Origin of the sequence: Faecalibacillus faecis (assembly GCF_003024675.1) — a bacterium.
Classification (GTDB): Bacteria; Bacillota_I; Bacilli_A; order Erysipelotrichales; family Coprobacillaceae; genus Faecalibacillus; species Faecalibacillus faecis.
In genome coordinates, this window is record NZ_PYLP01000023.1 from 15,878 (window position 1) to 27,342 (window position 11,465).

The following is an 11,465-nucleotide window of genomic DNA, read 5'->3' on the forward strand; positions in this document are numbered from 1 at the left end:
AGCGTTATGCACTATCTTTTACTCTATTTCCTTTTAAATGACAGTATATAAAGCCAATCATTCCTACAATGACAAAAGCAATGGAAACAAGCTGTGCTGTTTTTAAACCAAAGACATAAAGGCTATCTGTTCTAAAAGATTCTATAAAGAAACGAATAATTCCATACCAAATAAAATAACTAAAGAATTGAATTCCTTGCTTCTTTTGAAATTTTCTTATTACAAAGAAAATAATTAGAAAGCCTAGAACACATCCAATTGATTCATAAAGGAATGTTGGTTGATAATAGGTCCCATGAATATACATTTTATCAATAATAAATTGAGGTAAATGTAATGACTTTAAAAAGTTGAGACTTACCGCACTTCCATAAGCTTCTTGATTAAAGAAATTGCCCCATCTTCCGCATGCTTGAGCAATTAAAACCCCTGGCATAATCGCATCTCCAGCAATGAGAAATGGAATATCTCTTTTTTTAAAGAAGAAACAACTATAAAGAAGGCCTGTAAAAATTCCCCCTTGAATAGCAAGACCTCCATGATTAATCATAAAAATTTCCATGGGATTACTTGCATAGAGTTCATTCCACATAAAGATCACATACCAAATACGTGCTCCAATGATTCCTACAAATAAAAGTCCAAAAACATAATCTGAAAGAATTTCTTTTGAATATCCTAATTTTTTAAAGTTATATTGCCCAATAAAATAAGCAATGGCTGCACCAGTAAGTATGCATAAAGCATACCATTGTATAGAAAGTGGTCCAATTTCTATAAAGGTATTAAAACTTGGGAATAATCTCATGATTCTTGTTTATTATGATCAATATTTTTAAGAATTCTTTCCACAAATTCTTTACTTGAATCAATACCTACATCTCTAAGACGCATATTCATAACGGCAGCTTCAATAATAACCGACATGCTTCGACCACTTGAAACAGGAACGACGATTTTAGGAATTTTAATTCCTAAAACATCTTCGGAAATATCATTTTCTTCGACACCAACACGTGTATATTCACGAGATGGGACCCATCTTTCTAATTGAATAATTAAATCAACATCATTTTTATCTAAGATAGCTGAAATACCAAACATCTTAGAAACATCAATAACTCCGATTCCTCTAATTTCTAAAAGATTAGCAAGAACAGCCGGTGCTTTACCAACGATTTTTTGTCCAACACGGTAAAGTTCTACAGCATCATCGGCAACAAGTAAGTGTCCTCTTTTTACTAATTCTAAAGCAATTTCTGATTTACCAATCCCACTATCACCTTTAATAATGACACCTTTTCCATGAATATTTAAGAAAACACCATGCATTAATGTATCTTTCGCAAGTTTTTCTTCAAGTGTATTCATCAATTCACTTGAAACAGCTCCAGTAATAAGTTCTGTTTGGAAAATTGGAAAATTACGTTCATTTGCCACATCTTTTAATACTTTTGGACATTCATGTCCTTTACAAATCACAATACATGGGACTTCTTCATTAATGAGACATGGGAAAATTTCTTTTTGTCTTTCTTCTGACATTTCAGCAATAAAAGCCATTTCCTTATCTCCAAAAACAATAATTCTTCTAAAATCACTATGTTTAAAGAATCCTGCTAATTCAAAACCAGGTCGATTAATTTCACCTGTTTGAATAACTCTTTTTAATGCTTTTTCGTCACCTGTTACTTGTGTGTAACTTTTATGATTCCCTAATAAATTTTCTACTGTAATTGATTTCATTTTTTATCTCCTTAAAGCATTGTTTTTAAAAATTGACCTGTGTAACTTTTTTCACATTTAGCAACTTTTTCAGGTGTTCCTGTGACAACAATAGTTCCTCCACCAGCCCCACCTTCTGGTCCTAAATCAATAATATGATCTGCAACCTTAATAACATCTAAGTTATGTTCAATAACAATAATGGTATCCCCTTGATCAACAATTCTTTGTAAAACATCAATAAGTTTAGAAACATCATGACTGTGTAACCCTGTTGTTGGTTCATCAAGAATATAAACTGTTTTTCCTGTTGATTTCTTTTGGAGTTCACTTGCGAGTTTAACTCTTTGCGCTTCTCCACCAGAAAGTGTTGTGGCACTTTGTCCAAGTTTAATATAACCAAGGCCCACATCATAAAGAGTTTGTATTTTATTTCTAATTTTAGGTAAATTATCAAAGAAATCAAGAGCTTCTTCTACCGTCATTTCTAAGACATCATAAATATTTTTATCTTTATACGTGACTTGTAAAGTTTCTTCATTGTATCTTTTTCCTTCACATTGTTCACAAGGAACATAAACGTCTGGTAAAAAGTGCATTGAAATCTTCTTTAAACCATCCCCTTGACATGCTTCGCAACGTCCACCTTTAACGTTAAACGAGAATCTTCCTTTATCATACCCTCTCATCTTTGCTTCATTTGTTTGTGCAAATAAATCACGAATATCATCAAAGACCCCTGTATAAGTTACTGGATTTGAACGAGGTGTTCTTCCAATTGGATCTTGTGATACTTCAATAACTTTATCAATATTTTCAATACCCAGTATTTCTTTATGTAATCCTGGTCTTTCTTTCGATTGATAAACATAGCGCATGAGTGATTTTCCTAAAATATCATTAACTAATGTTGATTTTCCACTTCCAGATACCCCAGTAACAACGTTGAATTTTCCTAAAGGAAATTTTACATTAATATTTTTTAAATTATGTTCTTTAGCTCCTTTAACTTCTAAGAATAATCCATTTCCTTTACGTCGTTTTTTAGGAACTTCGATTTTTAGTTTTCCCGATAAATATTTTCCAGTAATCGAATTTTCACAATCCATAATTTCTTCAGGGGTTCCTGCACAAATAACTTGTCCCCCATGAACCCCTGCTCCTGGTCCAATATCGACAATAAAATCAGAAGCACGCATTGTGTCTTCATCATGTTCTACAACAAGAACACTATTTCCTAAATCACGAATATCTTGTAAGGATTTGATTAACTTTTCATTGTCTCTTTGATGAAGTCCAATTGAAGGTTCATCTAAAACATAGAGGACACCTGTTAAACGTGTTCCAATTTGGGTTGCCAAACGAATACGTTGTGCTTCTCCACCTGATAACCCACCTGCACGTCTAGCAAGAGTTAAATAACCAAGACCAACATTATTTAAGAATGTTAAACGATCGGTAATTTCTTTAAGTACAAGACGAGCAATATTCATTTCATAGTCAGTAAGTTTTATATTTTTCACAAATTCCAAAGCATCAATAATAGCTTGTTCCGTAAATTCCGCAACATTTAAGCCACCTACTCTAACAGAAAGAACTTGTTCATTAAGTCTTCTTCCTTTACAAGTAGGACAGGTATGTTCTGACATAAAAGAAGCATACCATTCTTTTGACCACTTAGAAGTTGTTTCTTCATAACGACGGGCAATTAAGGTACGAACCCCTTCGATAAATTTTGTTGTTTTACTCACATTTCCACTGTCAGAAACGATTTGATAACTAATAGGTTCTCTTGAACCATCTAAAATATAACTTAATTCTTGTTTAGAAAAATCTTTAAGTGGTTTATCTAAATCAATATTGTAGTAATCACATAAAACTAAAAATCTTTGCCATTCAATACGATTTGTTCCTACCGCTGTTTTAAAATAACGTATTCCACCTTCATTAATAGACTTATTCCAATCTGGAATCAATAAATCATCATCTACTTCATTTTTAATACCAAGTCCTCGACAATCTGGACAAGCTCCTAAGGGATTATTAAAAGAGAAAAGACGTGGTTCTAATTTAGGAACAGAAAAGCCACAAACAGGACAAGCTAAGTGTTCACTGAAAAGCTCTTCAGTTTTTGTCGTTAAGTTTTGAACAACGGCTTCGCCACCCGTTAGTTTTAAAGCAACTTCTAACGAATCAACTAAACGGCTACGATAACCTTCTTTTTTTATAATACGGTCGATAACTACATCAATATCATGTCTTTTATTTTTATCTAATTCAATTTCTTCATCAAGCATGTAATTTTGACCATCGACAATAACACGTAAGTAACCATCTTTTAAAAGATCTGCAAAATAATCTTTAAAAGTCCCTTTTTTTCTTTTAACGACACGAGCTAAAACCATAAGACGATCACCGTCATCATAACGATCTATCGTATCTGCCATTTGTTTAATGGTCTGACTTTCAATGACAATATCATGTTTTGGGCAGTAAGCTTTTCCTACACGAGCATAAAGAAGTCTTAAATAATCATAAATTTCTGTAACAGTTCCTACCGTAGAACGTGGATTATTTGATGTTGTTTTTTGATCAATGGCAATTGCAGGAGAAAGACCTTCTATCGTATCCACATCTGGTTTTTCCATATTTCCTAAGAATTGTCTTGCATAAGCACTTAAAGATTCAACATACCTTCTTTGTCCTTCTGCATAAATGGTATCAAAAGCAAGAGAAGTCTTTCCTGAACCAGACAATCCTGTCATAATGACAAGTTTATTTTTAGGAATATCAATATTAATATTCTTTAAATTGTTTTCTCTTGCTCCACGAATAATTAATTTATCTTCCATTTTGTCTTCCTTTCAATAATTTAATAATACTTTCAAAGTCATGATCTCGCATTTGTAGATCATAGGCCCAATCTAATAACTCTTTAAATTCATCATTTGGTTGAAATCCTAAATCTATTAAGATTTTACCATCAATGATTGGTTTTAATGCGTGTTTTCCCAATCTTGAAACTTTTTCTTCAACATAAGCATCTAATGTTGAAATAGTTTCTGGACGGTTTGCCAGTCTCCCTAATTTATCACATTTTGACATACATACTAAATCTTCTAAAGGAAAGATTCCTTCTATGCCCTTTAAAAGTTTATAATAGCTGTAATCTTTACTTTGATTTCTTACCATATTCATTAAATGCATATGATAATAAATCATCGTTTTTATATATTTTTTTATTTTTTTATTTTCAAAAAAATGATTAAAATATTGATTAAATACTTGTACGCCACTTTCGTTGTGACCAGGTGCTTTTCCCTCAGGGGTTGTTACAAGTGGTTTCCCTATATCATGTAATAAAGCACTCCACATAAAAGCAAGTGGCCAACTTGTTTTTTGACGACATAAAGCTGCCAAATCAACTACAAGAAGGGTATGATTCATCACATTTCCTTCTGGATGAAAATCTAAACGTTGTGGGCATGTCACAAGTGTTTCTAAAGGTTCAATAATAGCTCCTATTTCTAATAAAAATTTTAATCCAATTGAAGGATGAATTGAAAGTAAGAGTTTATTGTATTCTTGCAAAACACGTTCTTTTGATAAATAATCAAGTTCCCCTTTTTGTACCATTCTTTGACAAACTTCTTTTGTTTTTTTATCTGCCTTCATTTCAAAACGAGCCATAAATTGGGCTAAACGTAAGATTCTTAAAGGATCTTCTTGAAATGTCTTTTCATCAATCATTTTTAAGATTCCCTTTTGTAAATCTACTTTACCATTATAAAAGTCCAAAATTTGGTCATTTTTATAATCATACATAAATGCATTTATCGTAAAATCTCTTCTACGACAGGCTTCTTTTAAATCTAAATTTTTACAAACTGTGACATCAAATTCGCGATGTGTTTTTCCACTTTTACTTTCTTTACGTGGCATTGCGAAATCAAAATGAGGGAGCGTATCTAATTTCAAAATACCAAAACTTTTACCAATACGATTAACATGTCCATACTTTGATAAAATAGCATCAATCTCTTCTATTTCTAAATCATAGATTTCAACATCAACATCATGGTAATCTACTTGATGATATAAAAGATAATCTCTAACAATACCTCCCACAAGATAAATACGTCCTTTTTTTGATAAAGAATCTAATACTTGTTTTTCTAATCCCTCAAACTTAAACTTCACCTTGTAACTCCAACATCATATCACGAAGTTCCATTGCACGTTCAAAGTCAAGTGCTTTTGCAGCTTCTTTCATTTGTTTTTCTAATTCTTTAACAAGTGTTTCTTTATCTTTTTTCTTCGCTTTTTTACCTTTTTGTACAAGAGATACAGCTTCATCTATATTTTCTTGTCCATGGATAGCATCACGAATTTCTTTTTTGATAGTTTGTGGAATAATACCATGTTCTTCATTATATTTTTCTTGAATTTCACGTCTTCTTGCGGTTTCATCAATAGCCTTTTGCATCGAATCAGTAATTTTATCACCATACATGATCACTTTCCCATTACTATTTCTAGCGGCACGTCCAATCGTTTGAATTAGTGATCTTTCTGATCTTAAGAATCCTTCTTTATCAGCATCAAGAATACAAACAAGGGAAACTTCTGGTAAATCTAAACCTTCTCTTAATAAATTGATTCCAACAAGAACATCATATTTTCCTAAACGAAGATCTCTTAAGATTTCTGTTCTTTCTAAAGTTTTTGTATCACTATGCAAATAAGCAACCTTTAATCCTAATTCTACTAAATAAGCACTTAAATCTTCTGCCATACGTTTTGTAAGAGTTGTGATTAAAACACGTTCATTTTTTTCAATACGTTGATGAATTTCATCAATGATATCATCCACCTGTCCATCAATTGGTCTTACCTCAATAATTGGATCAAGTAATCCCGTTGGTCGAATAATTTGTTCAACAACTTGTCCATGTACTTTTTCAAGTTCATAATCACCCGGTGTTGCAGAAACAAAGATAGCTTGGTTAATGAGATCTTCAAATTCTTCAAAAACAAGTGGTCTATTATCTAAAGCGCTTGGCAGTCTAAAGCCATATTCAACAAGTGTTTCTTTTCTTGAACGATCCCCATTGTACATTCCTCTTATTTGAGGAAGCATTACGTGGCTTTCATCGACAACAAGTAAAAAATCTTTAGGAAAATAGTCAATTAAAGTATAAGGTCGTTGTCCTTCTTTTCGTCCATCAATATGACGTGAATAATTTTCAATTCCCGGACACATTCCTACTTCTCTTAACATTTCTACATCATGGCGCGTTCTTTGATCCAAACGTTCATATTCAAGAAGTTTTGTTTCATCTTTGAAATATTGTAAACGTTGTTCTAATTCTTCAGAAATCGTATCACAAGCTTTCAACATTTGTTCCTTTTTAGTGACATAACCATAAGCTGGATAAATCGTATAGGTATTATATGATCCCAAGATATGACCTGTAAGTGGATCTACTTCACAAATACGTTCTACTGTATCACCAAAAAGTTCAATACGAATTAAATAATTCTCTGTATGACCCGGTACAATTTCAATAACATCACCACGTACTCTAAAGGTTCCTTTAGATTGTTCAATATCATTTCGCTGATATTGACGATCCACTAAAAAAGTAAGTAACTCCCTACGATCAATATCTTGATCGACACGTAGAGAAAAAATCATTTCTTTATATTGTTCAGGATTTCCTAATCCATAAATAGAAGCAACCGAGGCAACAACAATCACATCTTCTCTTTCAATAAGTGAATTCATTGCAGCTGAACGTAACATTTCTATTTCATAATTTGTTTTCGCATTTTTATCAATATAAAGATCTCTTCCTGGAATATAAGCTTCTGGTTGATAAAAATCAAAGTTAGAAATAAAGTATTCTACTCTATTTTCTGGAAAAAACTCTTTTAATTCTGAGTAAAGCTGTCCCGCTAATGTCTTATTGTGAGCAAGTACCAAAGTTGGTTTATTATATTCTTTAATGACATTGGCAACTGTAAAAGTCTTTCCTGTACCAGTTCCTCCCAAAAGAACTTGTTCCTTCTTTCCTGCCTTTAACCCTTCAACAAGTTCTTGAATCGCTTGAACTTGATCTCCCATAGGTTTAAAAGGAGAAACGAGTTTAAATTCAGACATTATAACACCACCTTACTTTATTATTTTCATTAAATATTCATATTGTTTATCATTTTCATGATTATTAATATAAATCATCATTCTTGCAATCATCATTTGTTTATCATTTTGACTATATTCACCATCAACGGTTAAATCATTATCTGCTTCAAATTTCTTTAAAGCATCTTGTGTAGCAACTGAAAAATAACCATCTTCTCGATCTGCAGAATATCCTAAAATATTAAGCATTTTTTGCATTGATTTAATACGTGTATTGACACAATCAACTTTCAAAGTTTCTTTTACATCTTTCGTAGAAATTCCATCTAGTGATACATTTTCTACTTCAATATCAGGTGTTAATCCTTTACCATTAATACATGTACCATTAGGAATCATCCATTTTGCATACGTATACTTTAAAACAGAACCATCCGATAATGTTTTTTGTGTTTGGGCACTTCCTTTACCATAGGTTGTTGTTCCAACAAGTTGATATCCCTTTTCACTTTGTAAAGCACCAGCTGTCAATTCAGAAGCACTTGCTGTATTTCCATTAACAAGGATATATCCATTTACAAATTCATATTTACTATCTGTGCTTGCATAATATTTCTTTGCTGCACTATTTTTTTCTTTCAGTTGATAAATGACTTCATCCGATGAAAAGAATAAATCTAAAATATCTGTAGCCGCTGTTAAATAGCCACCACCGTTATCTCTTAAATCAAGAACAAGAGTTTGAACATTTGCTTGTTTAAAAGATTTCAAAGCTTCTTCTACTTGATTGGCTGTATCAGTTCCAAATGTTGATAATTCAATATAACCAAAAGATGTATTTCTCTGTTTTCTAATTTCATAAAATGATGAAGTATCTAAAGCACCTCTATTTACTTTAATTTCACTTATTTTTTTATTACTTAAAACTGTTAACGTTACTTCTGTTCCATCATCGCCACGTACATACTCTTTAACTTTATCGGTATCTAAATTAGCTAAATCTTTTCCATCAGCTTGCATAATAATATCCCCAACATTTAACCCTGCTTTGCTTGCTGGTGAATCATTATATACTTTTGTAATCATCGCTCCTTTTTCAACCATTGAAAAGCCAACTCCAATGCCTTGATAATTACCTGCAACTGTTTGATTAAATTCGACTGCTTCTTTACTTGTTAAGTAACTTGAATGAGGATCATTAAGACCTGCAACCATTCCTTCAATAGCAGAGGCATCCAAGTTAATATCTTGATCTGTTGTATTGACCCAATATTTATCAAGTGTTTCGTATACTTCGTTAATGACACCCTTGTTATTTGTGCTTTTTACAACGACATCTTTTTTAGAAACATAACCTGCAAAATAGCCAATCGCAAGACATACAATAATCAATATAACAATTAATATTTCTTTAATGGGCCTTTGTTTTGTTTCTTTCTTTATTTCTTTTTTTGGTGGTCTAATAAAATCATCCATCCTTTTCACCTCACCCTAACATCTTATCATAATTTATTTTAAAAATCTTTTATCGAATTCATTTAAAATATTGTTTCTTTTTTAGACACATTATAACTTTTTTTCATGAATAAGTCACGACTTTTACATCATGTCATTTCTTTTTTAAGATTTTCTGATCTACTTTTTTCATATAAGAAAGAAACATAGAAATTTTTTCATCATGATGACTTATATATTCTTTAAAACATTCAGCAAAATATTCACTATTAGATTTGGAATCAAATAGATTTTTATTTTGTTTTTTTATTTCTATAAATTCTTTATCTTTACTAAAATGATATTTATAATCAAAATAATGTCCTAATTCATGAAGAATAACACCTTCACTTGTCACATTTTCAATATTAGGATGAACAAGAAGAATTGTCGAAGGTGGTTTCATTTCCCCAGAAATAATCAAATTTTCTTTTTTGATGCTGTAATTATACAGTTCTATCCGACCTCCATCTTTAAAAAATTGTTTTAAATATTTTTGATCATAAGAATATTGATATCCACCCTGTAATTCTTCTTTTATATAACTATCTCCTTTTTCATTCAATTCTAACCAACTATCTTCAAATTCTTTTTCTACATAAATATGTTTTTTTATTTCTATAAGCGATGTATTTGTAGAACATCCAACTAAAAATAAAATACTTAAAAATACAAATAATCTTTTCATGATAAACCTCTCTTCTTTATTAAAGCATAATTTAATAAAAATAAAAAAGGTATTTATACCTTTTAAAGTAATTGATAAATCATAATAATGAAAGGCATGGTAATAATACTAAAGATAACCCCCATAACATTCATAATACTTGCGTAACCTGGATGTTTATTATAAAGCTGTGCAAATTGTGTAACAGTTGCAGCTGGTGGAGCACATGCCGCTAAAATAGAAATCAATAAAATCTTATCAGCATCCATCGTTAACGATGATAACCCGGTAAACTTGAATATGAGCACCATTAATAAAGGAAATACAATCAATCTAAAGAAAGAAATCAAATAAGTTCTTTTTTCCACGAAAACACTTTTTAAATCCATATCACCAATAAGCATACCAATAACAATCATGGCAAGAGGTCCCATCATACCTCCAACTTTAGAAAAAGTTTCAACTATCAAATTAGGTAATTGTAATTGAAGCATAAATAACATTAATCCAATAATAATTGCAATGATATTAATATTTAAAAAGATTTTCTTTAAATCATAAGAAGGTTCATTACAAACGAGACTTTTTGCATGAGTCCATAATAAAATTGTTTGTACTACCATATAGCCACTTGAATAAATAACCCATTCATTTCCTAATATAGCCCCTACCAAAGGAATAATAAGATTCCCTGAATTTGAATAAATAATAGTCGCTTTTTCAATAGGAGTAAATCCAAACATTTTTCCTATTATATTCGCAAGTGGAATAAAAACAATATGTACTAAAATTGCACCTAAAAAAGAAATTCCTAATCCAATTAATTTATCAGCAGTAAATTCAATCATGAAAGAATTAATAATTGCACATGGGCAAGTTACATAAAGAAGTAATATTGAAAGAACTTTACTATTTTCAGTTGTTAAAACTTTTGTTTTTACAATTAAGTAACCAAAAAAAATCATTATAAACAGTTGGCATATCTGTTGAATAAGTAATACACTTAATTCCATTTTTTTCACCTCATACAAGAGTGTAATGATTTTTTTATAAAAAAGTGAAATGTTTCATTATTTGAAAATAAAAAGCGAAACCACCTGGCAAGAAAGTCAGGTGGTTTTAATAAAGTAAAAAAATAAAAAAAAGAACTGGCAACGAGCTATTTTCGCACCGAAGTACTATCTTCGCCGTGATGATGCTTAACTTCTGTGTTCGGAATGGGAACAGGTGTGTCCATCATGCTATCATTACCAGATCTTCTCTTCAAGTATCCTTCAGGACACTCAAAACCAGATAGTAGTCTCTTTCTTTCAAGCTCGCTTGCCTTTTCGGTCAAGCCCTCGACCTATTAGTATCAGTCCGCTTAACATGTCACCATGCTTACACTCCTGACCTATCTACCTTATCGTCTTTAAGGGGTCTTACTTGCTTGCG

Annotated in this window: 8 protein-coding genes and 2 rRNA genes; all 10 read right to left on the reverse strand. The window is 31.3% G+C overall.

Annotated elements, in window-relative coordinates:
• Nucleotides 1–4: 4 nt before the first annotated feature.
• On the reverse strand, nucleotides 5–808 hold the full coding sequence (gene lgt / locus C7U55_RS11970) for a prolipoprotein diacylglyceryl transferase (protein WP_106988760.1): 804 nt from the start codon (nucleotides 806–808) through the stop codon (nucleotides 5–7).
• Nucleotides 805–1,746, reverse strand: a complete 942-nt coding sequence (hprK, locus tag C7U55_RS11975) for an HPr(Ser) kinase/phosphatase (RefSeq protein WP_106988761.1) — start codon at nucleotides 1,744–1,746, stop codon at nucleotides 805–807. The genes lgt and hprK overlap by 4 nt, the downstream gene beginning before the upstream one ends.
• Nucleotides 1,747–1,757: 11 nt before the next feature.
• Nucleotides 1,758–4,577, reverse strand: a complete 2,820-nt coding sequence (uvrA, locus tag C7U55_RS11980) for an excinuclease ABC subunit UvrA (protein ID WP_106988762.1) — start codon at nucleotides 4,575–4,577, stop codon at nucleotides 1,758–1,760.
• On the reverse strand, nucleotides 4,567–5,925 hold the full coding sequence (locus C7U55_RS11985; RefSeq protein ID WP_106988763.1) for a CCA tRNA nucleotidyltransferase: 1,359 nt from the start codon (nucleotides 5,923–5,925) through the stop codon (nucleotides 4,567–4,569). The genes uvrA and C7U55_RS11985 overlap by 11 nt, the downstream gene beginning before the upstream one ends.
• Complete coding sequence (gene uvrB, locus C7U55_RS11990) at nucleotides 5,915–7,888, reverse strand: excinuclease ABC subunit UvrB (RefSeq protein ID WP_048925175.1); 1,974 nt, start codon at nucleotides 7,886–7,888, stop codon at nucleotides 5,915–5,917. The genes C7U55_RS11985 and uvrB overlap by 11 nt, the downstream gene beginning before the upstream one ends.
• A gap of 12 nt (nucleotides 7,889–7,900) precedes the next feature.
• On the reverse strand, nucleotides 7,901–9,346 hold the full coding sequence (locus tag C7U55_RS11995) for a S41 family peptidase (protein ID WP_106988764.1): 1,446 nt from the start codon (nucleotides 9,344–9,346) through the stop codon (nucleotides 7,901–7,903).
• A gap of 133 nt (nucleotides 9,347–9,479) precedes the next feature.
• Nucleotides 9,480–10,052, reverse strand: coding sequence for a hypothetical protein (locus C7U55_RS12000; RefSeq protein WP_106988765.1), 573 nt, complete (start codon nucleotides 10,050–10,052; stop codon nucleotides 9,480–9,482).
• A 62-nt stretch (nucleotides 10,053–10,114) separates the two neighbouring features.
• A complete protein-coding gene (locus C7U55_RS12005) occupies nucleotides 10,115–11,044 on the reverse strand; it encodes an AEC family transporter (RefSeq protein WP_106988766.1) in 930 nt (309 codons plus the stop codon).
• A gap of 133 nt (nucleotides 11,045–11,177) precedes the next feature.
• Nucleotides 11,178–11,286: ribosomal RNA gene (gene rrf / locus C7U55_RS12010) — 5S ribosomal RNA — on the reverse strand.
• A 73-nt stretch (nucleotides 11,287–11,359) separates the two neighbouring features.
• Nucleotides 11,360–11,465 (reverse strand): 23S ribosomal RNA (locus C7U55_RS12015); the annotation flags it as partial.

Excerpts from the sequence above, each read along its gene's own strand:
- C7U55_RS12005 (WP_106988766.1), bottom strand. The coding sequence starts at position 11,044 with ATGGAATTAAGTGTATTACTTATTCAACAGATATGCCAACTGTTTATA.
- C7U55_RS11995 (WP_106988764.1), bottom strand. The coding sequence starts at position 9,346 with ATGGATGATTTTATTAGACCACCAAAAAAAGAAATAAAGAAAGAAACA.
- hprK (WP_106988761.1), bottom strand. The coding sequence starts at position 1,746 with ATGAAATCAATTACAGTAGAAAATTTATTAGGGAATCATAAAAGTTAC.
- C7U55_RS12000 (WP_106988765.1), bottom strand. The coding sequence starts at position 10,052 with ATGAAAAGATTATTTGTATTTTTAAGTATTTTATTTTTAGTTGGATGT.
- uvrA (WP_106988762.1), bottom strand. The coding sequence starts at position 4,577 with ATGGAAGATAAATTAATTATTCGTGGAGCAAGAGAAAACAATTTAAAG.
- uvrB (WP_048925175.1), bottom strand. The coding sequence starts at position 7,888 with ATGTCTGAATTTAAACTCGTTTCTCCTTTTAAACCTATGGGAGATCAA.
- lgt (WP_106988760.1), bottom strand. The coding sequence starts at position 808 with ATGAGATTATTCCCAAGTTTTAATACCTTTATAGAAATTGGACCACTT.